The sequence below is a fragment of the Paraburkholderia sp. D15 genome, from assembly GCF_029910215.1.
Lineage (GTDB): Bacteria > Pseudomonadota > Gammaproteobacteria > Burkholderiales > Burkholderiaceae > Paraburkholderia.
This window is the reverse complement of record NZ_CP110395.1, coordinates 3580471-3604134: the sequence shown is the minus strand read 5'-3', so window position 1 is coordinate 3604134 and position 23664 is coordinate 3580471. Positions and strand designations below refer to the sequence as shown.

Here is a 23664-nt window from a genome sequence, read left to right as displayed (position 1 = left end):
GGAACGCCGGCGCCTCGCTGCCGTCATCTCTCATGCCGATTCCGCAGCGGCGGGTCCGTTCGTCCGCGGACCTCACCGTTCCCCGAGTCCTTTTGCCGAGTCTGGTCGATCGCTCATCGTCACGGCTATGCGCTCCTTACGCGGACCCTCACGGTCGACGCTCGATGCGCGTGTCCCACGAGCGCCGCCCGCCACCGCACGGCATCGCATTCGATCGCGCATGGACGTGACTGACCACGCTCCGCCGATGCGTCGCTCTTGCCGGGCCGCCGCGTCGTCGAACCGTTCGTCCGCGATGTCTGGCCACTATTTAGCGATATCCATGCCACTGGCCGCAAAGCCTTGCGGCGACGGGCCTCGAACAGGCATGTGCGATGCCGGTGCCGAAAAAACAGGGGAAAACGTTTCGGCGATGAAACGCGCGGGCCGCAAACGCGGGAATCGGGTCGATTGGACCGATGCGGCGATGTCGCCGTATCGGTCGTCGTGCCGGGTTTTATCCGGCGTCTGGCGCGATTCGGCGTTATTCGGCGTTATCCGGTGCGTCGTTCAAGCGGTCGCCGGGAGGCGGGGAGGATGGTTTGCCGCGTGCGGCGGTTTGCAGCGCGCGCAATTCGTCGATGGGGATATGGCAGCGGATTCGATGCGCGGCGGCGCCGATGTCGCTGGCCTGGGCGTTCGGATAAGCGGCGCCGCCGCCATTCACATTCGCATCGGCATCGGCATCGGCATCGGCATCGGCATCGGCGAACGGCGGCTCCTGCTGCTCGCAGATCGCGCCGAGCTTGCGCGGGCAGCGCGTATGAAACACGCAGCCGGACGGCGGCGAGGCCGCGCTTGGCAGATCACCAGACAGGCGGATGCGGATACGGGGGCGTGCGTCGCCTGCGGCATCGGCATCGTCCAGGGCCTCGCCGTGCGCATCGAGCGTCGGCACCGACGACAGCAGCGCCTCGGTATAAGGATGGTGCGGACCGTCGAACACCGCCCTGGCCGGCCCGATCTCCAGTAATCGTCCGAGGTACAACACCGCGATGCGATCCGACAGATAACGCACCACGTGCAGATCGTGCGAGATGAAAACGTAGCTCACGTCGCGTTCGCGTTGCAGGTCGGCGAGCAGATTGAGAATCGCGGCCTGCACGGAGACGTCGAGCGCGGAGGTCGGCTCGTCGCACACCACCACGCGCGGTTCGCCGGCAAACGCGCGAGCGATCGCCACGCGCTGCTTGAGTCCGCCGGACAGTTGCCGCGTGCGCGAGCCGAGGTAGCGGGCCGGAAGACGCACGTCGGCGGTGAGGGAGGCGAGGCGTTCGTCGATCGCGGGGCCGCGCAGCGCGGTGAGCCGCGACAGCGCGCGGCCGATCAAACGCTTGACCGAATGCGCGCGATTGAGCGCCGAGTCCGGGTTCTGGAACACGATCTGCAACGACTTCACCTGCTCGTCGTTGCGTCGCGTGACGCGCGCGGCGAGTGGTGCGCCGTCGAGTTCGAGCACGCTGCCGGCATCGGGCGTGAGCAGGCCGAGCATCAGCTTGGCGAGCGTCGTCTTGCCGCTGCCCGATTCGCCGACGAGGCCGAGCGTTTCGCCGCGCGCGAGATCGATCGACACGTTGTCGACCGCGCGCAGCGGCGCGCCGCTTACGTGGAAAGTCTTCGAGAGATTGGCGGCGCGAAGGACGAGCGGGCGTGGGCGGTCCTTGTCGCTACGAGTTCCAGTTGCGGCGCTGGCAGTGGCACCGGTAACCTCAGCATTATCAGCACCAGCACCAGCACCAGCACCAGCACCAGCACCAGCACCAGCACCAGCACCAGCACCAGCACCAGCACCAGCACCAGCACCAGCACCAGCACCACGCATCGCCTCCCACCGCTCCAGCACCGCCCCATCCGCCCCCACGCGCGGCAACTCCAGCGCCCGCTCGTGATAATGACACCGCGACATCTGATCGCCATGCGCCGCATTCACCCGATACGGCGGCGGCGCTTCGCGGCGGCAACGATCGTCGGCGAGACGGCAACGTTCCGCGTAGATGCAGCCCTGCGTGACCGAGCCCGGCAACGGCAGACTGCCGGCGATCGTATCGAGCCGCTCGCTGTCCTTGCTGCGCCCCTCGGTCGGCAGACAGCGCAGCAGCCCCACGGTGTACGGATGACGCGGCCGCGAGAACACATCCTGGGTCGCGCCTTCCTCGACCAGCTTGCCCGCGTACAGCACGCCGACGCGCTCGCACATCCGCCCGATCACCGCGAGGTTGTGGCTGATGAACAGCACGGCGGTGCCGAATTCCTCGCGCAACTGTGCGACGAGATCGAGCACTTCGGCTTCGACGGTCGCATCGAGCCCGGTGGTCGGTTCGTCGAGAATCAGCAGCGCGGGGTTCGATGCCAGCGCCATCGCGATCACCACGCGCTGCTGCATCCCGCCCGACAGTTGGTGCGGATAGCTCTCCATCACGCGATCCGGCGCCGCGATGCGCACGCGTTGCAGCATCTCGCGCGTGCGTTGCAACGCTTCGCCGCGTGTCGCGCCGGCGGCTTCGAACGCTTCGGAGACCTGACGCGCGATCGTCAGCGACGGATTCAACGCGCGCCCCGGGTCCTGATAGACCATCGAGATCGCATTGGCTCGCAGATTGCGCAGCGCATCGGCGTCGAGCTTCTGCACGTCCTCGCCGGCGATGACGATCTTGCCGGCCTTCACCTTGCCGTTACGCGGCAGATAACGCAGCGCGGCCATCGCGACGGTCGACTTGCCGCAGCCCGATTCGCCGACGAGTCCATACGCTTCGCCGCGCCGCACGCGGAACGACACGTCCTGCAGCACTTCGCGGTCGCGCCCGCGCATCCGGTACGTGACCGTGAGACCGACGACGGTCAACGCGTCGGTGCGATCGCTCTTCGACACGTCGAAGGCGGGGAATGAGGAAGGCGGCGGTCCGTTCATCGGTCGAGTACGCCTTGTACGCTGTCGGCGATCAGGTTCACGCCGACCACCAGCGACGCGATCGCGCCCGCCGCGAACACCACGGTCCACCACGCGCCGCCCGCCATCAGCGTGTACGACTCGGACAGCGCGAGCCCCCAGTCAGCCGACGGCGGTTGAATGCCGAAGCCGAGAAACGACAGCGTGGCCACCGCGAAGATCGCGTAGCCGAGCCGCACGGTCGCCTCGACGATGATCGGCGGCAGCACGTTCGGCAGGATTTCCACGAACATGATGTACGGCGCGCGTTCGCCGCGCAGTTGCGCGGCGGCCACGTAGTCGAGATGACGTTCGGCGAACACGGCGGCGCGCACGGTGCGCGCGGTGATCGGCGTGAAGGTGATGCCGATCACGAGGATCACCGTGAAGTTCGATGCGCCGACCGCGGCGAGCGCGAGCAATGCGACGATCACGAGCGGCAACGCGAGCACGGCGTCGATCGCGCGGCCCACCACGTTGTCGACCCAGCCTTCGAAGTAACCGACGATCAGCCCCAGCGCCGTACCCGCCACGGTGCCGAGTAGCGTGGCGAGCGGCGCAATGGTAAGAATGTCGCGCGCGCCGACGATCACGCGCGAGAACACATCGCGGCCGAGCTGATCGGTGCCGAACCAGTGCGTGCTATCGGGCGGCATCAGCGAGTTGAGCGGGTCGGACGCGTACGGATCGATGCGCACGATCCACTGTCCGGCGAGCGCGCAGACGATCCACCACGCGACGATCGCGACACCGACGACGAAGGTCGGCGAGCGCAGCAGCACGCGCAACTGATCGAAGCGCGGCTCGGCGTTCGGACGTGGCGAGGGCGACGGCGACGGCGGCGCGGAAGGCGCGGGCGCCGGCGCGCCTGGGCTGGGCGGCACGACGTCGCTCATTCGGCGCTCCTTACCCGCAAACGCGGATTGAGCAGCACGTGCAGCGCATCGGCGACGAGATTCGCCACCGTGTACACCACGCCGATCGTCAGCACGCCGGCCTCGAGCATCGGGAAATCCTTGGCCTTCGCGGCGTTGTAGATCAACGAACCGATCCCCTGATAGTGGAACAGCGTCTCGACCACCACGAGACCGCCGATCATGTAGCCGAGTTGCGTCGCAGCCACCGTGATGGTGGGCAGCAGCGCATTGCGCAGCACGTGCCGCCAGATCACCACGCGGCGCGGCAGCCCCTTGAGGATCGCGGTGCGCGTGTAGTCGGCATCGAGCGCTTCCACGGTGCCCGCCCGCGCCATCCGTGCGATGTAGCCGAAGAACACCAGCACCAGCGGCAGCACCGGCAGAATCAGATGGCGCAACTGTTCGAGCGGGCCCGCATCGGGCGGATACGAGGCCTCGATCGGCAGCCAGCGCAGCCACACGCCGAACACCAGAATCAGCACGATCGACGATACGAACTCCGGCACCACGGTGGCCGACAAACCGGCAATGCTGATCGTGCGATCGAGCCAGCGCCCCGCATGCATGGCCGACCACACGCCGCCCGCGATGCCGAGCGGCACGACCACGATGAACGCGAGCAGACCGAGTTTGGCCGAATGCGCGAGCGCGTCGGCGATAAACGGTCCGACCGGCTCGCGGTACGCATACGACAGTCCCATGTCGCCGCGCACGAAATGCGCGATCCATTCGACGTATTGCGTCATCAACGGCCGGTCCGCGCCGAGCTGATGATTGAGCGCGGCGACCGCGCGCGCATCGGCGAGCGGCCCGAGCACCGCGCGGCCGATGTCGCCGGGCAACAGCTGGCCACCCGCGAACACGATCACCGACAACAGCCACAGCGTGATCAGCGAGAGGCCTACGCGCGTCGCCAGAAACCGCGCGACGCGCGCGGCATTGCCGCTGGAGACGGACGGGACGGAAGGGGGCGCCATGGTCGACATCGTGTGCTCCTGCCGCAAACGCGCCGCGCTCAGGCGCTCAGCACCGCACGGTCGAAATAGAGTTGCGCGAGCGCGGTGAAGCGCACGCCGTTCACGCCCTTGCGCATCGCGATCAGCTGATCGTAGAAGAACGGAATGATGACGGGCGTTTCGTCGAGCAGCAGCGTCTGGATCTGCCCGGCGATTTTTTTCTGCGAGCCGAGATCGACCGCGGCGACGAACTGCGCGACCAGTTGATCGTATTGCGGGTTCTTGAAGTGCGCGGCGTTCCATGTGCCGTTGCTGGTGAGCGGTGCATTCAGGAACACGTTCGGCACGCCGCGATGACCGTAGTCGGTGATGCCGAGCGGCGAGTCGAGCCAGTCCGATTTACCCGGCGTGCCGGCGCCGTAGTACAGCGACTGGCTCTCCACCTTCAGATTGATGCGCACGCCGATCGCCTTCGCCGCGTTCTGCACGACGACCGCGAGGTCGGGGATCTCCATGTACTTTTCGGTGGTCAGCGTGACGTCGAAACCGTTCGGCACGCCGGCCTGCGCGAGCAGTTGTTTTGCCCTGGCGACATCGATCCGGCGTTGCGCGACGCCGGCGTCGGACGAAGGAAACACCGGCGCGAACGGACTGTCGTTGCCGAGTTGCGCGCGGCCCTTGAAGAGTCCGCGCACCAGCACGTCGCGATCGAGCGACAACGCGAGCGCCTGGCGCACGCGCTTGTCCTTGAACAGCGGGCTGTCGTTGCGCATGTGAATCTGCCGGTGCGCGCTCGACTTCACGCCGACCGCCTTGTAGTCCGGATTGTTCAGGATGCTGGCGCCGCCCTGCACGGTGAAGGTGCCCATCACGTCTGCCTGATGACCCTGCAGCGCGAGCAATTGCGCCTGTTCGTCAGCGTAGAAGGAAAACTGTACCCGTTGCGGTAACGCTTTGTCGCCCCAGTAGTCGGGATTGCGCACGAACGATGCGCCGACCTTCGGTTGATACTTTTCGAGCTTGAACGGACCCGTGCCGATGAAGGTCTTTTCATAGCCGCCCGCGTAGTTCGCGGGCAGGATCACGGCGTTGTAATTGTCCGAGGAAACGTAGTACGGGAAGTTGCCGTTCGGTGCGTCGAGGTGGAAAGCCACCGTGTGTTCGTCGACGACTTTCGCGCCGCCTTTCGACAGCACGCCCTTCAGCACCGATAGCGCCGCCGAGCCGCTCGCCGGATCGGCGAGACGGTCGAAGGTGGCGACCACGTCCTTCGCGCCGAATACCTGGCCGTCGTGGAACTTGACGTTCGGGCGCAGCTTGAAGGTCCACACGTCGCCCTTGTCGTTCGGCTTCCACGACAGCGCGAGCGCCGGCTTCAGCACGAGTTTTTCGCCGTCGTCGTCGATCAGGAATTCGCCGGTCTGATTCAGCAGCGCGAGACTCGCGGCGTCCGTGACGGTGAGCGGATCGACCGCGCCGGCCGGCGTCAGATGCGCGACGCGAATCGTCTGGTTCGACGCCGCCGCGTTGCCCTGAGCCCGCGCACGCGGCGCGTTCAGCACGCCGCCGCCCACCAGCGACAAACCGATCACGCTCGCGTAGCGCAGCAGTTCGCGGCGCGTGATGCGGCCGGCGGCAAATTCGTCGAGCGCGTGGTGGCCGAGGTTGTCCGCGCGCAGGCGGGCTGCGTCGAGGTTGAGATCGAGATCGGTGGTTCGGTCCGCGGGAGTCTTCATCGATGGAGTGTCCAGTCCGTTCTGTTGCCGGTTGCTGAAGGGCCGCACGGGTCTCGCACGAGCCGGGCGCGAGGCGCGCCGGCGGCGGACGTTACGGCGGCGGAAAAGGCGCGGCGGCGAAAGGGCTCGCCGGGCTGCGCAAAGCGGGTTCAGTGTAAGCGATTGCCTCGCGATGCGGAGCCCTTGCGGCAACCCGCGAGCGATGATTCGCGCATAAAAGGGCCGGGATGTGTCGTCGTCACAACGTTCCGTGCGTTGGCCTTGGCGCGCATGCCTCCATGCATGGCGAAGGTGTTGCGTCCAGGCGGCGCTAACGCAGGAAAACCGCTGTTTTTACGCTGCATTCTTACCGACTGCGTGGCGCGAGCGCTGTTGGATTTACCGCATCGGCGACGGTCGACGAACCTCGACGGTCTTCAATGATCATGCGGATGCTTGTGAATCGGATCGACCCAGAACACGGTTTCCGGCGCTTCGACCGCGTCGATGTTCAGATTGACCACCACGGCCTCGTTGTCGCTGCGCACCAGCACGCATTCGAGCGGCTCGTCGGTACTCGCGTTGATCTCCTGATGCGGAACATACGGCGGCACGAAAATGAAGTCGCCCGGGCCGGCTTCGGCGGTGAACTCGAGATGTTCGCCCCAACGCATGCGTGCCTGGCCGCGCACCACGTAGATCACGCTTTCGAGCGCGCCATGATGATGCGCGCCGGTCTTCGCGTTCGGATGAATCGTCACCGTGCCGGCCCAGATCTTCTGCGCGCCGACCCGCGCTGCGTTGATCGCGGCCGCGCGATTCATGCCCGGCGTCTGCGCGGTGTTGCTGTCGAGCTGATCGCCCTTGATGACCTTCACGCCGTGCTCGCGCCAGTCGATCGGCGTGGCCGGATGTTCGTTCTTGTAGTGCGGATGTTCGTGATCCTGGCTCATGATGTGTCTCCTCGTGGGCGTCGGTGACGACGATCGGCAGCGCGTCGTTCCTGCCGCATTCTTGCACGTTCGAAAAGGCGTGGGGTGCCGGAATGGAGGCCGGACACGCCATGGTGACCGTTGGCGTTCTGGAGGCGGAGGCCGCCGTCACGGTGCCTGTAAACGAAGAAGCCCGTCCACGAGGGACGGGCTTCTTCAACGTCTATCGACGCCAGCAGCTAACTCGAACGCTTACTTCTGCTTCGCGTTGATCACCGCCTCGGCGACGTTGTTCGGCGTTTCGGCGTAGTGCTTGAACTCCATCGTGTACGTGGCGCGGCCCTGAGTGGCCGAGCGCAACGACGTGGAATAACCGAACATCTCCGCGAGCGGCACTTCGGCGCGCACCAGCTTGCCGCCGCCGCCCGCGATGTCTTCCATGCCTTGCACCAGACCACGGCGGCTCGACAGATCGCCCATCACGTTGCCCATGAAGTCTTCCGGCGTTTCCACCTCGACGGCCATCATCGGTTCGAGCAGCACCGGCTTCGCCTTGCGCATCGCTTCCTTGAACGCCATCGACCCCGCCATGCGGAAGGCGTTTTCGTTCGAGTCGACGTCGTGGTACGAACCGAAGGTCAGCGTGACCTTCACGTCGACCACCGGATACCCCGCCAGCACGCCGGCCTTCAGCGTTTCCTGAATGCCCTTGTCGACCGCCGGGATGTACTCGCGCGGAATCACGCCGCCCTTGATCGCATCGACGAATTCGTAGCCCTTGCCTTGCTCCGCCGGCTCCAGCGTCACCACCGCGTGACCGTACTGACCGCGGCCGCCCGACTGCTTGACGAACTTGCCTTCCACGTCTTCGACCTTGTTGCGCACCGTTTCGCGATACGCGACCTGCGGCTTGCCGACGGTGGCTTCCACGCCGAACTCGCGCTTCATCCGGTCGACCAGAATTTCCAGGTGCAGCTCTCCCATCCCGGAGATGATCGTCTGGCCGGATTCTTCATCGGTCTGCACACGGAACGACGGATCTTCCTGGGCAAGACGGTTCAGCGCGATACCCATCTTTTCCTGGTCGACCTTGGTCTTCGGCTCGACGGCCTGCGAAATCACCGGCTCCGGGAAAATCATCTTTTCGAGGATGATCACGTGGTTCGGATCGCACAGCGTGTCGCCCGTCGTCGCTTCCTTCAGACCGACGGCCGCGGCGATGTCGCCCGCGTAGACCTCCTTGATTTCCTTGCGCTCGTTCGCATGCATCTGCAGGATCCGGCCAAGGCGTTCCTTCTTTTCCTTGATCGCGTTGTAGACCGTGTCGCCCGAATTCACCACGCCCGAATACACGCGGAAGAAGATCAACTGGCCGACGAACGGGTCGGTCATGATCTTGAAGGCGAGCGCCGAGAACGGATCGGTGTCGGTCGGGTGACGCTCGATCTCCTTGTCGTGTTCGTCGTGGCCGGTAATGGCGGGCACGTCGACCGGCGAGGGCAGATAGTCGATCACCGCGTCGAGCATGGCCTGCACGCCCTTGTTCTTGAACGCGCTGCCGCACAGCATCGGCACGATTTCGTTGGCGATGCAGCGGGTGCGGATGCCGTGCTTGATTTCCTCTTCGCTCAGCGTCTCGCCGCCCAGATATTTGTCGAGCAGTTCCTCGCTGGCCTCGGCCGCGGCCTCGACCATCTTGTCGTGCCATTCCTTGGCCGTTGCCGCGAGCTCCGCCGGAATATCACGGTATTCGAACTTGATGCCCTGGTTCTCTTCGTCCCAGAAGATCGCCTTCATCTTGACCAGATCGACCACGCCCTGGAAGTGCTCTTCCGCGCCGATCGGAATCTGGATCGGCACCGCGACGCCCTTCAGACGATCGCCGATCTGCCGCTGCACGCGGAAGAAATCCGCGCCCACGCGGTCCATCTTGTTGACGAACGCGATGCGCGGCACCTTGTACTTGTTCGCCTGACGCCATACGGTTTCGGATTGCGGCTGCACGCCGCCGACCGAGTCGTACACCATGCACGCGCCGTCGAGCACGCGCATGGAGCGCTCCACTTCGATCGTGAAGTCGACGTGTCCCGGCGTGTCGATGATGTTGATCCGATGCTCCGGATAGTTGCCGGCCATGCCTTTCCAGAAAGCGGTGGTGGCCGCCGACGTGATCGTGATGCCGCGCTCCTGCTCCTGTTCCATCCAGTCCATCGTCGCCGCACCGTCGTGAACCTCGCCGATCTTGTGGGTCACGCCTGTGTAGAACAGGATGCGTTCAGTGGTGGTGGTTTTGCCGGCATCGATGTGAGCGCTGATGCCGATGTTCCGGTAGCGCTCGATGGGAGTCTTGCGGGGCACGTGAACCTCCTTGGAATAGCGCGCCTTGTAACGCTGCCGGGCCGCTTGCTGATGCCGCCCGGGGAGCCTGGGTGTTGCGGTGCTGAGAATACTAGGATAGCGCGTCGGCCCGGCTTTTGCAGGAAACTCACGGACCGGGTCGGCGCGCGTCGTTCCGAGATGGGGACGCGCGCCCATAAAAAAAGCCGGTGCCTGTTTTGCAGGCACCGGCTTCGCGGAATCGGAGCGTCTTATTGCTGCGCGGCCGGCAGGCCCTGAATCTTCATTCCCGGCTTGATGCCCTTCGACGTGAACCAGCCCTTGCTCATCTCCAGCGCGTACACCCCGTTGTTCTTCGGGCAGTGATTGTCGGTGGTCTCGGCCTGCATCTCGTCGATATCGGTGACCGTGCCGTCGGCGCGCATGAATGCGATCGACAGCGGGATCAACGTGTTCTTCATCCAGAAGCAATGCACCGCGCGCTCGTTGAAGACGAACAGCATGCCTTCGTTCGGCGCGAGGGTCGTGCGATACATCAAACCTTGCTCGCGGTCCGCGTCGTTCGCGGCGACCGCGGCGTCGATCACGAACATGCCGGCGGTCAGCTTCACGCGCGGAAATTCACTGGGCTGCTTCGCGCCGGACGGCATGTCCTGCGCGTGCGCAGGGGCGGTGCTGGCGGCGAACGACAGCGCGGCGAGCGGCAATGCAACGGCTACAGCGAAACGCGCAATCGACGAGCGCATGGAAAATCGCACGGCATGACTCCTTGCTGGAAATTAACCCGCGAATGTTACGCGAGCAGGTCAAAAACAAAAAGGCAGATCGCCTTGCGGTGATCTGCCTTTCAACGCCGTAAGAACGGCAATGAAGCTAGTTCTTGACTGCGTTTTTACAACAAACTTACTCCGAAGCGCCCGAAGCTGCAGCTGCTGCTGCTGCCTTCTTGTGCGACTTCTTGTGAGCCTTCTTCGTGGTCTTCTTTGCCGACGAAGCTGCTGCTGCCGGAGCTGCTGCCGGTGCCGAAGCTTGTGCGAATGCTGCCGTTGCGAAGAGACCAGCGACCAGAGCGGCGATCAGTTTGTTCATTTTGAGAATCCTCAGCTTTAGTTAATTAACCAAATGACCCGGTTATGTAAGAGTCATGTCGGTAAACGTGCCATCCACCTTTCGGTTGACAGCGCATCGAACAAATTTTTCGACGCGTCTGTTTAGCGCTCAGACTCCCCGCGTCGACCGCGTGAGCGGCTTGTGCAAAGGCCCTTAAGGCTGAATGCCGGATAGCTTCGGGCGGCATCTGCGTCGAATAACGCGTGAGCTCGCACGACGGTTGACGTCATTTTTCTGGAAAATTTATATGCGGGTGTAATGAAGCGGATCGAATGACGCGCGTGTGACGCGAGCGTGTTTGTTTCACGTTTTTTAATGCGAGTTTCACGCTTTGAATTGCTTGCGGATACAACGAGTTAGTTGTCTTATCCACAAGCGGCGAGTCAGATTGTCGAGCGCGTGCGCCTGCTTGCTCGCGCCTGTTCTCGCATGACACCCGTCAGGCGACACCGTCCCAAGGCGCCCGCGACGGCAATTCGACGCTGTGTCCCGGTTGCAGTCCAAGCGAAAAAATATCGAGCGCGCCGATGCCGACGCGCACCAGACGCAGCGTCGGAAATCCCACCGCGGCGGTCATCCTGCGCACCTGGCGATTCTTGCCCTCGGTGATGGACAACTCGATCCACGTCGTCGGGATCGCGGCGCGATAGCGGATCGGCGGCGTGCGAGTCCACAGCGTATCGCCCGGTTCGACGTATTCCGCGCGACACGGCTGCGTCACATAGTCGCCGAGGTCGACGCCGCGAGCGAGCTTCGTCAGCGCGGCGCTATCGACGGCGCCTTCCACCTGAGCCCAATAACGTTTGATGAGCTTGTGACGCGGTTCGGCAATGCGCGCCTGCAAGGCGCCGTCGTCGGTGAGCAGCAGCAGGCCCTCGCTGTCGGAATCGAGACGGCCGGCCGGATAGACGCCCGGCACCTTGACCCAGTCGGCCAGCGACGCGCGCGTTTCGTGAGGAGAGAACTGGCAGATGGTGCCGAACGGTTTGTTCAGGGCGAGAAGGCGCATGGAGAGGCAAGAGTAGGAGGCGCGTGAGGCGGCTGCACGGCGGATGACGCCGCGCGAACCCTGCCGGCAAAAAGCGCCGCGCTGGCCGTTTGGCCGGATAGTCATGGGCGGGATAATAATGCATAATGCGCGCCGATAACTCCTATGTCTTATATAAGACATAGGAGTTTGTACTCGTTGCGCGAATCCGCTGTCATGTTGGAAAACCCCGAGCGGCCGCGCCCATGACGCGGCAGTCGCGTGGGCTAGAATAGCGGCCAGGTCGCTTGCAGGCGTCCGGCATTGCGCGCAGCGAGGAAGCGCCCATTTTCGCAGTCTCCCATCAGCTTTCAGCCTGGCTATCACTGGAGTCCGATCATGCCGTATCAGCACATCAAGGTCCCCACCGGCGGCGAGAAAATCACCGTCAACGCAGATTTCTCGCTCAACGTTTCCGACCAGCCGATCATTCCGTACATCGAAGGTGACGGCACGGGTCTCGACATCACGCCGGTGATGATCAAGGTGGTGGACGCCGCGGTCGAAAAAGCCTACGGCGGCAAGAAGAAAATCCACTGGATGGAAATCTACGCCGGCGAGAAATCGACCAAGGTGTACGGACCGGACGTGTGGCTGCCGGAAGAGACGCTGCAGGTGCTCAAGGAATACGTGGTGTCGATCAAAGGGCCGCTCACCACGCCGGTCGGCGGCGGCATCCGTTCGCTGAACGTCGCGCTGCGCCAGGAACTGGATCTGTATGTGTGTCTGCGGCCAGTGCAGTATTTCAAGGGCGTGCCGTCGCCGGTGCGTGAGCCGGAAAAGACCAACATGGTGATCTTCCGCGAGAACTCGGAAGACATCTACGCCGGCATCGAATGGCCGGCCGAGTCCGAGCAGGCGAAGAAGGTCATCAAGTTCCTGACCGAAGAAATGGGCGTGAAGAAGATCCGCTTCCCGGAAACCTCGGGGATCGGCGTGAAGCCGGTGTCGCGCGAAGGCACCGAGCGGCTCGTGCGCAAGGCGATCCAGTACGCGATCGACAACGATCGCCGCTCGGTCACGCTGGTGCACAAGGGCAACATCATGAAGTTCACCGAGGGCGCGTTCCGCGACTACGGCTATGCGCTCGCGCAGAAGGAATTCGCGGCGGAGCTGATCGATGGCGGCCCGTGGATGAAGATCAAGAATCCGAAGACGGGTGGCGATATCGTCGTTAAAGACGTGATCGCGGACGCGTTCCTGCAGCAGATCCTGCTGCGTCCGGCTGAATACGACGTGATCGCCACGCTGAATCTGAACGGCGACTACGTGTCGGATGCGCTGGCCGCGCAAGTCGGCGGGATCGGCATCGCGCCGGGCGCGAATCTGTCGGACTCGGTCGCGATGTTCGAAGCCACGCACGGTACGGCGCCCAAGTACGCGGGCAAGGACTACGTGAATCCGGGGTCCGAAATTCTGTCGGCGGAAATGATGCTGCGTCACCTCGGCTGGTTCGAAGCGGCCGACCTGATCATCCAGTCGATGGAAAAGTCGATCCTGCAGAAACGCGTCACATACGACTTCGCGCGTTTGATGGAAGGCGCGACGCAGGTGTCGTGCTCGGGCTTCGGGCAGGTGCTGATCGAGAATATGTAAGCGGCGTTTCTACACGCGTTTCTACACGCATTCCGGCACGCGTCGATGCGTGCCGGCAAACCCCGGCGACACATCGCGCGTTACCGGGGTTTTTTGTTTTACATGCTGGGATGATGCGCGATGGATTGCAAACTCGGCCTATCCCGGCGTATTAGAGCGTCGGACCCAAAATCCGATTCGCATGCGACGAGCGTCAACGCGCTGCGCCACAAAAAAGAAACCCGGCACGAAGCCGGGTTTCAAAGGACGGGTATCGAACGTTATCAGGCAGGTGCCTGGATGTTCGATGCCTGTTTGCCTTTCGGGCCTTGCACGACCTCGAAGGTTACCTTCTGGCCTTCCTTGAGGGTCTTGAACCCATTCATCTGGATGGCCGAGAAGTGTGCAAACAGATCCTCGCCACCTTCATCAGGCGTGATGAATCCGAAACCTTTTGCGTCATTGAACCATTTGACCGTACCAGTTGCCATTCCAACTTCCCCTGTAACTCATATCACTACCACGAGCCCTCGAAAAGCTCGACGACCGCGCGAGGCAGCCGCTCCCTCCTCACAAGCTCACCATCGGCATTTTTTCGAAATTATGGCTCAGTGAAAAAAGTGCCAGCTTGATTGTTGGGGCTCTTTATTCGGGTGTCAAGAAAATTTTGAGACGGCCGTTGTCCAGTTGCAAACACATGCTTTTCCAGGGTTTTTCCCGCTTTTGTTATGTGCGGTTGCGCAAGCGGGCTGTCTTGAAAAGTCGCATAATCGACTCACATGCTGTCCTGTCAGTTGCCCACCGCCGAGAGGCACGGGGCGAGCGTTCCAGCCGGTTCCGGCAGGTTGTGCGATACTCGATCCGACTGCGGTGCAGCAAGGCCGCGCTGCATCAGGATAGGGGCCGGCTCCGCAAACGGCTCGTCGAATGGCGCACGTTTTGGTGAGGGTGAGTTCACCAGACGTTGGCGAACGGGCTCACCGGCCGGTCGGCCGGGTTTTGACAGGATTGCGGGCCTGTCCTAGTTGTTTAGAATGGGTGTATGGCGATTATCCCGGACAAGCAGGACGGCACCGTACTGGAGCGGCAGGAGAAAAAACTCAAGCCGCCTTCCATGTACAAGGTGGTGCTGCTGAATGACGACTTCACGCCAATGGAATTTGTCGTGATGATCGTGCAGGAATACTTCAATAAAGATCGTGAAACCGCAACACAGGTAATGTTGAAGGTGCATCGCGAAGGCAGGGGAGTTTGTGGGGTCTATACGCGGGACATCGCGTCGACCAAAGTCGAGCAAGTCGTTACCCACGCACGGCAGGCCGGGCATCCGCTGCAGTGTGTGATGGAGGAAGCATGATTGCCCAGGAACTGGAAGTCAGCCTGCACATGGCGTTCATGGAAGCACGCCAGGCGCGGCACGAGTTCATAACGGTCGAACATCTTTTGCTGGCACTGTTGGACAATCCGACAGCGGCGGAAGTGTTGCGTGCATGCGCGGCCAATATCGAGGATCTGCGCCAGAACCTGCGCAACTTCATTCATGACAACACGCCGACCGTGCCGGGCACGGACGACGTGGACACGCAACCCACGCTGGGATTCCAGCGTGTGATCCAGCGCGCGATCATGCATGTGCAATCCACCTCGAACGGCAAGAAGGAAGTCACCGGCGCGAATGTGCTGGTGGCGATCTTCGGCGAGAAGGATTCGCATGCGGTTTACTACCTGCAGCAGCAGGGCGTGACGCGTCTGGACGTGGTCAATTTCATCTCGCACGGCATCGCCAAGACGAGCAGCACGGACGCCGCGAAAGCGAGCGACGCGAATGCCGAGTCCGACGAAGCCGCCGCGCAGAAGGAAACGCCGCTCGCCCAGTTCACGCAGAACCTGAACCAGATGGCGAAAGACGGCCGCATCGATCCGCTGATCGGGCGCGAGTCGGAAGTCGAGCGCGTGGTGCAGGTGCTGTGCCGCCGGCGCAAGAACAATCCGCTGCTGGTCGGCGAAGCCGGTGTCGGCAAGACGGCGATCGCCGAGGGCCTCGCATGGCGCATTACGCGCGGCGAAGTGCCGGACATCCTCGCGGACGCCCAGGTGTATTCGCTCGACATGGGCGCGTTGCTCGCCGGCACCAAATATCGCGGCGACTTCGAACAGCGTCTGAAGACGGTCCTCAAGGAATTGAAGGAACGTCCGCACGCCATTCTGTTCATCGACGAAATTCATACGCTGATCGGCGCGGGTGCCGCGTCGGGCGGCACGCTGGACGCGTCGAATCTGCTGAAGCCGGCGTTGTCGTCGGGCACGCTCAAGTGCATCGGTGCGACGACCTTCACCGAATATCGCGGCATCTTCGAAAAAGACGCTGCGTTGTCGCGCCGCTTCCAGAAGGTCGACGTGACCGAGCCGACCGTCGAGCAGACGGTGGCGATTCTGCGTGGCCTGAAGTCGCGTTTCGAAGAGCATCACGGCGTGAAGTATTCGTCGGGCGCGCTGTCGGCGGCGGCTGAACTGTCGGCACGCTTCATCACGGATCGTCATCTGCCGGACAAGGCGATCGACGTGATCGACGAAGCGGGCGCCGCGCAACGCATTCTGCCGAAGTCGAAGCAGAAGAAGACCATCGGCAAGAACGAGATCGAAGAGATCATCTCGAAGATCGCGCGCGTGCCGGCGCAAAGCGTGTCGCAGGACGATCGCAGCAAGCTGCAGACGCTGGATCGCGATCTGAAGAGCGTCGTGTTCGGGCAAGACCCGGCGATCGACGCGTTGTCGGCCGCGATCAAGATGGCGCGCGCGGGCCTCGGCAAGCTGGACAAGCCGATCGGCGCGTTCCTGTTCTCCGGCCCGACCGGCGTCGGCAAGACGGAAGTGGCGAAGCAGCTCGCGTTCACGCTGGGCATCGAGCTGATCCGCTTCGACATGTCCGAGTACATGGAGCGTCACGCGGTCAGCCGGCTGATCGGCGCGCCGCCGGGCTACGTCGGTTTCGACCAGGGTGGTCTGCTGACCGAAGCCGTCACGAAGAAGCCGCACTGCGTGCTGCTGCTCGACGAAATCGAGAAGGCGCATCCGGACATCTACAACGTGCTGCTGCAGGTGATGGACCACGGCACGCTGACGGACAACAACGGCCGCAAGGCGGATTTCCGCAACGTCATCATCATCATGACGACGAACGCGGGCGCCGAGGCGATGGGCAAGTCGGTGATCGGCTTCACGAACCGCCGCGAAACCGGCGACGAAATGGTCGACATCAAGCGTATGTTCACGCCGGAGTTCCGTAACCGTCTGGACGCAACGATCAGCTTCCGCTCGCTCGATGAGGAAATCATCATGCGCGTGGTCGACAAGTTCCTGATGCAGCTGGAAGATCAGTTGCACGAGAAGAAGGTCGACGCGCTCTTCACCGACGCGTTGCGCAAGCATCTCGCCAAGCACGGTTTCGACCCGCTGATGGGCGCGCGGCCAATGCAGCGTCTGATCCAGGACACGATCCGTCGTGCGCTGGCCGACGAGCTGCTGTTCGGCAAGCTGATGAACGGCGGTCGCGTGTCGGTCGACGTGGATGCGGAAGACAAGGTCCAGTTGACCTTCGACGAGCATCCGGCGCCGCGCAATCCGAATCCGGAAGCGGTCGAGGTCGAGTAAGGTCGGTGGCGTGACGCCTGGCGAAAGCCGGGCGCGCATCGCAAGAAAAAACGGCGCGGGTTGCAAAACCCGCGCCGTTTTTTTATGTCTTGGAGGCCGCGTCTTCGGATGATCGCAGGGCCGCCATGTGCCGCATCATCAATGCTTGCCGGTGCTGCCGAACCCGCCCGCGCCGCGCTCGCTGGTCTCGAAGTCCTCGACGATATTGAACTCGGCCTGCACCACCGGCACGATCACCAACTGCGCAAGGCGTTCCATCGGATTCAGCACGAACGTGGTCTCGCCGCGGTTCCACGTCGAGATCATCAGTTGGCCTTGATAATCCGAATCGATCAGACCGACAAGATTGCCCAGCACGATCCCATGCTTATGACCCAAACCCGAACGCGGCAGAATCAGCGCCGCGTAACCCGGATCGCCGACGTGGATCGCGAGGCCCGTCGGCACCAGCGCCGTCTGGCCGGGTTCGAGCGTCAATGGTGCGTCGAGGCAGGCGCGCAGGTCGAGGCCCGCGCTGCCGGTGGTCGCGTAGGCCGGGAGTTGGTCGCGCATGCGCGCGTCGAGAATCTTCAGGTCGAGTTTCATGCAGGTTCGTGAAAGAGAAGGTTGAAGCTTAGCGGGCCAGCTGGAAAGCGTCCGCGAGGAGTTCATAGGAGCGCAGGCGCGCGCGATAGCTGCCCGCGACGGTCAATACGATCAGTTCGTCGGCCTGGAACTGCTCCTGCAACGCACGCATGCGTTCAGCGACGCTGTCCGGCGTACCGACGATGCTGCGCGGCCGTTCCCGCGCGATCACCAGTTGTTCGCGCTGGCCGTATTCCTGCGCGATGCCCTGTTCGATCGTCGGGATGGGTTCGTTCAGGCCGTAGGCCATCTGCACACGGCGCAGGTCGACGGCTTTTTCCAGATCGGCGGCTTCCTGTTCGGTGTCCGCGCAGATCACGAAGACCGCGGCGGCGAGATAGGGCTGCTGCGTTTCGTCACTGGCCTTGAAGCGCTCGCGATACGCCTGCGCCACCTGCTGCCCGAAATGCGCATTGATGAAATGCGCGAACGCGAAGCGAATGCCGAGTTGCGCCGCCAGCAAGCCGCCGAACTCGCTCGATCCGAGCATCCACAATTGCGGGCGCGTGTCGACCTGCGGCTGCAGCAGCACGCCTCGCGCGATGTGCTCCTCGGGCAGTGTGCCGTGCATCAGGCCGATCAGATCGGCGACCTGCTGCGGAAAAATGTCGCCGCGATTGTAGTCGCCGGCTGCGACCGCCTGCGCGGTTCGCATGTCGCCGCCCGGCGCGCGGCCGACGCCGAGATCGATCCGGTTCGGAAACAGCGCCTCGAGCATCATGAATTGCTCGGCGACCTTGAACGGGCTGTAGTACGGCAACATGACGCCGCCAGAGCCGAGCCGGATGCGCCGCGTCACGCTGCCCAGGCGCGCGAGCAGCACTTCGGGGCAAGGGTTCGACACGCCTCGCAAGCCGTGATGTTCGGCGCACCAGTAGCGCGTGTAGCCGAGGTCGTCGGCGAGTTGCGCAAGTTCGACGGTGGCGGCGATCGCATCCGCCACCGAGTGCCCGGCGATCACGGGCGTTTGATCGAGCACGGAGAGTAGCGTCATGTCGGCATAACTCCAGAAATTTCATGCGGCACACGCGGCCGGCGATGCCTGGCGACTTATCTGTCGCCGGCCGCCGCGCGCGGCGCTCAGCGAATCAGACTCGCGTCGGGCAGACGTTTCGCGATTTCCGCGATCAGCGCGCGCGCGAGCGTCTGCTTGTCGGCACGCGGCAGTTTGGTCGCGCCGGCGGCTTCGAACAGGATCACCTCGTTGTCGTCGAGGCCGAAGGTCAACGGGCCGAGATTGCCGATCAGCAGCGGCACATTCTTGCGCGCGCGCTTCTCCTCGCCATGCACCTCGAGGTCGCCGCTTTCCGCGGCGAAGCCGACCGTGAACGGCGGATGCGGCAGCTTCGCGACGGCAGCCAGAATGTCCGGATTCTCGATGAACGTGAAGCTCGGCAACGCGCGCCCGGCGGTCTTCTTGATCTTGTGCTCGCTCGCGTGATCGACGCGCCAGTCGGCCACCGCGGCCACGCCGATGAAGATGTCGGCGTCCGCGACCGCGTGCATCACCGCGTCGTGCATCTGCTGCGCGGTTTGCACGTCCTGGCGGAACACGCCCCACGGCGTGTCCAGCGCGACCGGGCCGGCGACCAGATGCACGTCGGCGCCGGCCTGCTGCGCGGCGCGCGCGAGCGCGAAGCCCATCTTGCCGCTGGAGCGGTTGGTGATGCCGCGTACCGGGTCCAACGGTTCGAAGGTCGGACCGGCGGTCAGCAACACGCGTCGGCCAGCGAGAATTTTCGGTGCGAAAAACGACGCGATCGCTTCGTAGGTGGTGGCGGCTTCGAGCATGCGCCCGTCGCCGATTTCTCCGCATGCCTGCGGGCCGGAATCGGGGCCGAGCACCTGCACGCCGTCCGCGCGCAACTGGGTGACGTTGCGCTGCGTCGCGGGGTTCTGCCACATCTGACGGTTCATCGCCGGGACGACCAGCAGCGGACAATCGCGCGCGACGCAGAGTGTCGACAGCAGATCGTCGGCCATGCCGTGCGCGAGTTTGGCGAGGAAGTCGGTGGAGGCGGGCGCGATCACGATCGCATCGGCTTCACGCGACAGATCGATATGCGCCATATTGTTCGGCACGCGGCCGTCCCACTGGCTCGTGTAGACCGGACGGCCCGAGAGCGCCTGCATGGTGACGGGGGTGATGAATTGCGTGGCCGCTTCGGTCATCACGACCTGCACGGTCGCGCCGGCCTTGGTCAACAGACGCGTGAGTTCGGCGATCTTGTAGCAGGCGATGCCGCCCGTCATGCCGAGGACGAGATGTTTTCCTGCGAGTTCTGCGGTTGCCAACGAAGCCTCCGACAAAGCGTGGTGGCGGGCGGCGCATGGTGGAATCGCGCGAGGCGTCGCACCGGGGCCGCCGCGTCTTTCGAACCGGATACCGGCATTCACCCGTGCAGGGTCAGGCCGGCATCCGTGGCGTTTGCGGCGTTAGCTTAGCGCGAGGCGCCGCGCACGCGCCGCAGCTCGTCGAGCACCAGCAGGATCGCGCCGATCGTGATCGCGCTGTCGGCGAGATTGAAGGCCGGCCAGTGCCACGCGCGCACGTGAAAATCGAGGAAGTCGATCACGTGGCCGTACGCGAGCCGGTCGATCACATTGCCGAGCGCGCCGCCGAGAATCAGCGAGAGCGCCGTGCAGAACATCTTCTGGCCGCCGTGGCGCTTGAGCAGATAGCAGATCACCAGTGCCGCCACCACGCCGAGCGCGGTGAACGCCCAACGCTGCCAGCCGCCCGCCATCGCGAGGAAACTGAAGGCCGCGCCGCGGTTGTACACGAGGATCAGGTTGAAAAACGGCGTGATCTCGTGCGCGATACCGTAGGCGAAAACCTTCTGGATCGCGATCTTGGTCAACTGATCGAACAGGATGACGATCAGCGCGACGCCCAGCCAGGGCGCCAGCGAACTATTGCCGCTCGATGCTTTCGACAGGGTTCTCGCCATTATGCCGCGCTCCTCTTTTCACCGTCGCCGAACAGATTGCTGAAGCAGCGGCCGCACAGCGACGGGTGATCGGCGTGTTCGCCGACATCCGCGCGATAGTGCCAGCAGCGTTCGCACTTCAGGTACTTCGACGCGAGCACCTCGACGCCTTCTTCCGCTTCGCTCGCCACCTTCACGACCGTTGCCGCCGACGTGATCAGCACGAACTTCAGGTCGTCGCCGAGGCTCGTCAACGCGTCGTAACGCGCGCCGCTCGCGCGGATCTCGACTTCGGCCTGCAACGAAGAACCGATCAGGTTCGCGACGCGGGCTTCTTCCAGCGCCTTCGTCACGTCGCCGCGCGCGGCGCGCAGCAGCGTCCACTTGTCGAGCAGCGCCCCGGCCTCGGGCACGGCCGGGAACGCGTGATAGGTCTCGGTGAAGATCGTTTCGCTGTCCGGCTGGAACACCTTCCACGCTTCCTCGGCGGTGAACGACATGAACGGCGCCATCAGACGCAGCAGGCCATGCGCGATGTGATACAGCGCGGTCTGCGCCGAACGCCGCGCGACCGAGTCCGCCGCGGTGGTGTACAGGCGGTCCTTCAGCACGTCGAGATAGAAGCCGCCGAGGTCTTCCGAGCAGAACGTCTGCAGCTTGGCGACCACCGGGTGGAACTCGTATTTGTCGTAGTGCGTGAGGATGTCGCTCTGCAGATTCGCCGACAGCGCGACCGCGTAGCGATCGATTTCCAGCCAGTCTTCGAGCGGCCGTGCGTGCTGCGCGAAGTCGAAGTCGGACAGGTTCGCGAGCAGGAAGCGCAGCGTGTTGCGGATGCGGCGATAGGCTTCGGTCACGCGCTTCAGGATTTCCTCGGAGATCGCCAGCTCGCCCGAGTAGTCGGTCGACGCGATCCACAGGCGGATGATTTCCGCGCCCAGGCGGTTCGCCACTTCATGCGGGTCGATACCGTTGCCGAGCGACTTGCTCATCTTGCGGCCTTCGCCGTCGACGGTGAAGCCGTGCGTCAGCAGCGCGTTGTACGGCGGCCGGCCGTCGAGCATGGACGCGGTCAGCAGCGACGAGTGGAACCAGCCGCGATGCTGGTCCGAGCCTTCCAGATACAGATCGGCCGGGAATTGCAGTTCGTCCTTGTGCGAGCCGCGCAGCACGTGCCAGTGCGTGGTGCCCGAATCGAACCAGACATCCAGCGTGTCGCGGTTCTTCTCGTACATATTGGCTTCGTCGCCGAGCAGTTCGCGCGGGTCGAGCGTTTGCCACGCTTCGATACCGGCTTTCTCGACGCGTTGCGCGACCTGTTCCAGCAACTCCAGCGTGCGCGGATGCAGCTCGCCGGTTTCCTTGTGGACGAAGAACGCCATCGGCACGCCCCACTGGCGTTGACGCGACAGCGTCCAGTCCGGCCGGTTGGCGATCATGCTGAACAGACGCTGCTTGCCCCACGCCGGATAGAACGCGGTGTTCTCGATCCCTTCCAGCGCGGTTTCGCGCAGCGTCTTGTCGCTGTCGTTCGGCTTGACGTCCATGCCGGCGAACCACTGCGACGTCGCGCGATAGATGATCGGCGTCTTGTGACGCCAGCAGTGCATGTAGCTGTGCTCGTACGACTTCGTGTACAGCAGCGAGCCGGCCGCGCGGAGCGCCTCGACGATCTGCGGATTGGCCGCCCAGATCGACAGGCCGCCGAACAGCGCGAGCGATTCGATGTAGCGGCCGTCGCCCATCACCGGATTGATGATGTCGGAATCGGCCATGCCGTGCGCCTTGCACGACACGAAGTCTTCCACGCCGTAGGCCGGCGACGAGTGCACGACGCCCGTGCCCGACTCGGTCGTCACGTAGTCGCCGAGGTACACCGGCGCGGTGCGCTTGTAGGCCGGATGCGCGGACGCGAGCGGATGGTTGAAGCGCAGTTCGACGAGCTTCGCGCCCGGCGCGGTGGCGACGACCGTGCCTTCCAGACCGTACTGCTTCAGGCAGGCCTCCACGCGTTCCTGCGCGAGGATCAGCAGCCCGCGCGGCGTATCCACCAGCGCGTAGACGATTTCCGGATGCAGGTTCAGCGCCTGGTTGGCGGGGATGGTCCACGGCGTGGTGGTCCAGATCACGATGCCGCCTTCGTTGCGCGGCAGCGCGGCGAGACCGAACGCCTGCGCGGTCTTCTCCGGCTCGGCGAAGCTGAACAGCACGTCGATGGTCGGATCGCTCTTGTCCTTGTATTCGACTTCCGCCTCGGCAAGCGCCGAGCCGCAGTCGAAACACCAGTTGACCGGCTTCAGGCCGCGATACACGTAACCCTTTTCCAGGATCTTCGCGAGCGCGCGGATTTCACCGGCTTCGTTCGTGAAGTTCATGGTCTTGTACGGGTTGTCCCAGTCGCCGAGCACACCGAGACGGCGGAAGCCGACCTTCTGCTTCTCGATCTGCTCGCTCGCGTAGGCGCGCGCCTTCTGCATCACTTCGGCGGCCGGCAGCGACTTGCCGAACTGCTTCTCGATCTGGATTTCGATCGGCATGCCGTGGCAGTCCCAGCCCGGCACGTAGACCGCGTCGAAGCCCGCCAGATTGCGCGCCTTGACGATCATGTCCTTGAGGATCTTGTTCACCGCGTGGCCGAGGTGGATGTCGCCGTTCGCATACGGCGGGCCGTCGTGCAGGATGAACTTCTTGCGGCCCTTGGAGGCGGCGCGGATCTTCTCGTAGATCTTGCGTTCCTGCCACTCCTTGACCCATTGCGGCTCGCGCTTGGGCAGGTCGCCGCGCATCGGGAACGGCGTGTCGAGCAGGTTCACCGGATAGCGTGACTGCGGTTTCGAATCGGCTTTCTTGTTGCTCATGATGTGGTCGCGATGAATTCGTTCTATGCGCAGCAGGGCGCGGAATGCGCACGATGCGCGAAGGCGT

The 23664-nt window shown here is 63.8% G+C and carries 18 protein-coding genes; 3 read left to right on the top strand and 15 right to left on the bottom strand.

Features of this window, described 5'->3' with window-relative positions; translation table 11 throughout:
• Nucleotides 1-523: 523 nt before the first annotated feature.
• The 9 genes from LFL96_RS15595 to LFL96_RS15555 form a co-directional block, all read right to left on the bottom strand.
• Nucleotides 524-2947 carry an ABC transporter ATP-binding protein gene (locus tag LFL96_RS15595; protein ID WP_280996098.1) on the bottom strand — a complete coding sequence of 808 codons (2424 nt, stop codon included), beginning with the start codon at nt 2945-2947 and terminating at the stop codon, nt 524-526.
• Complete coding sequence (locus LFL96_RS15590) at nt 2944-3861, bottom strand: ABC transporter permease (RefSeq protein ID WP_280996097.1); 918 nt, start codon at nt 3859-3861, stop codon at nt 2944-2946. Before LFL96_RS15590 ends, LFL96_RS15595 begins: the two co-directional genes overlap by 4 nt.
• Entirely contained in the window at nt 3858-4868 is a 1011-nt protein-coding gene (locus tag LFL96_RS15585) for an ABC transporter permease (protein WP_280996096.1), read from the bottom strand. Before LFL96_RS15585 ends, LFL96_RS15590 begins: the two co-directional genes overlap by 4 nt.
• Nucleotides 4869-4897: 29 nt before the next feature.
• Entirely contained in the window at nt 4898-6574 is a 1677-nt protein-coding gene (locus LFL96_RS15580) for an ABC transporter substrate-binding protein (RefSeq protein ID WP_280996095.1), read from the bottom strand.
• Between the two features lie 416 nt (nt 6575-6990).
• Nucleotides 6991-7506 (bottom strand): cupin domain-containing protein, encoded by a 516-nt coding sequence (locus LFL96_RS15575; protein WP_280996094.1) that lies wholly within the window; start codon nt 7504-7506, stop codon nt 6991-6993.
• A gap of 231 nt (nt 7507-7737) precedes the next feature.
• Nucleotides 7738-9843 (bottom strand): elongation factor G, encoded by a 2106-nt coding sequence (fusA, locus tag LFL96_RS15570; protein WP_280996093.1) that lies wholly within the window; start codon nt 9841-9843, stop codon nt 7738-7740.
• Nucleotides 9844-10073: 230 nt separating this feature from the next.
• On the bottom strand, nt 10074-10580 hold the full coding sequence (locus LFL96_RS15565; RefSeq protein WP_280996092.1) for a DUF192 domain-containing protein: 507 nt from the start codon (nt 10578-10580) through the stop codon (nt 10074-10076).
• Between the two features lie 145 nt (nt 10581-10725).
• On the bottom strand, nt 10726-10911 hold the full coding sequence (locus LFL96_RS15560; protein WP_280996091.1) for a hypothetical protein: 186 nt from the start codon (nt 10909-10911) through the stop codon (nt 10726-10728).
• A gap of 460 nt (nt 10912-11371) precedes the next feature.
• Nucleotides 11372-11941, bottom strand: a complete 570-nt coding sequence (locus LFL96_RS15555; RefSeq protein WP_280996090.1) for a pseudouridine synthase — start codon at nt 11939-11941, stop codon at nt 11372-11374.
• A gap of 357 nt (nt 11942-12298) precedes the next feature.
• Here LFL96_RS15555 and icd point away from each other — a divergent pair, with 357 nt between their 5' ends.
• Entirely contained in the window at nt 12299-13555 is a 1257-nt protein-coding gene (gene icd / locus LFL96_RS15550; protein ID WP_280996089.1) for an NADP-dependent isocitrate dehydrogenase, read from the top strand.
• A 263-nt stretch (nt 13556-13818) separates the two neighbouring features.
• On the opposite strand, the gene LFL96_RS15545 is transcribed toward icd, so the two are convergent.
• Nucleotides 13819-14025, bottom strand: a complete 207-nt coding sequence (locus tag LFL96_RS15545) for a cold-shock protein (protein WP_007180614.1) — start codon at nt 14023-14025, stop codon at nt 13819-13821.
• A gap of 551 nt (nt 14026-14576) precedes the next feature.
• Between LFL96_RS15545 and clpS the strand changes: the two genes are divergently transcribed.
• Both clpS and clpA read left to right on the top strand, forming a co-directional pair.
• A complete protein-coding gene (clpS, locus tag LFL96_RS15540) occupies nt 14577-14891 on the top strand; it encodes an ATP-dependent Clp protease adapter ClpS (RefSeq protein WP_006050100.1) in 315 nt (104 codons plus the stop codon).
• Nucleotides 14888-17185 carry an ATP-dependent Clp protease ATP-binding subunit ClpA gene (clpA, locus tag LFL96_RS15535; RefSeq protein ID WP_280996088.1) on the top strand — a complete coding sequence of 766 codons (2298 nt, stop codon included), beginning with the start codon at nt 14888-14890 and terminating at the stop codon, nt 17183-17185. Before clpS ends, clpA begins: the two co-directional genes overlap by 4 nt.
• A gap of 138 nt (nt 17186-17323) precedes the next feature.
• Here the strand turns inward: clpA and dut are convergent, their stop codons facing one another.
• The 5 genes from dut to ileS all read right to left on the bottom strand — a co-directional run bounded on the left by dut (nt 17324) and on the right by ileS (nt 23597).
• Nucleotides 17324-17770, bottom strand: coding sequence for a dUTP diphosphatase (dut, locus tag LFL96_RS15530; RefSeq protein ID WP_280996087.1), 447 nt, complete (start codon nt 17768-17770; stop codon nt 17324-17326).
• A 28-nt stretch (nt 17771-17798) separates the two neighbouring features.
• Nucleotides 17799-18803, bottom strand: coding sequence for an LLM class flavin-dependent oxidoreductase (locus LFL96_RS15525; RefSeq protein ID WP_280996086.1), 1005 nt, complete (start codon nt 18801-18803; stop codon nt 17799-17801).
• 86 nt (nt 18804-18889) lie between these two features.
• A complete protein-coding gene (gene coaBC, locus LFL96_RS15520; RefSeq protein WP_280996085.1) occupies nt 18890-20104 on the bottom strand; it encodes a bifunctional phosphopantothenoylcysteine decarboxylase/phosphopantothenate--cysteine ligase CoaBC in 1215 nt (404 codons plus the stop codon).
• Nucleotides 20105-20250: 146 nt separating this feature from the next.
• Nucleotides 20251-20760 carry a signal peptidase II gene (gene lspA, locus LFL96_RS15515; RefSeq protein WP_280996084.1) on the bottom strand — a complete coding sequence of 170 codons (510 nt, stop codon included), beginning with the start codon at nt 20758-20760 and terminating at the stop codon, nt 20251-20253.
• Complete coding sequence (gene ileS / locus LFL96_RS15510; RefSeq protein WP_280996083.1) at nt 20760-23597, bottom strand: isoleucine--tRNA ligase; 2838 nt, start codon at nt 23595-23597, stop codon at nt 20760-20762. The genes lspA and ileS overlap by 1 nt, the downstream gene beginning before the upstream one ends.
• Between the last annotated feature and the right edge of the window lie 67 nt (nt 23598-23664).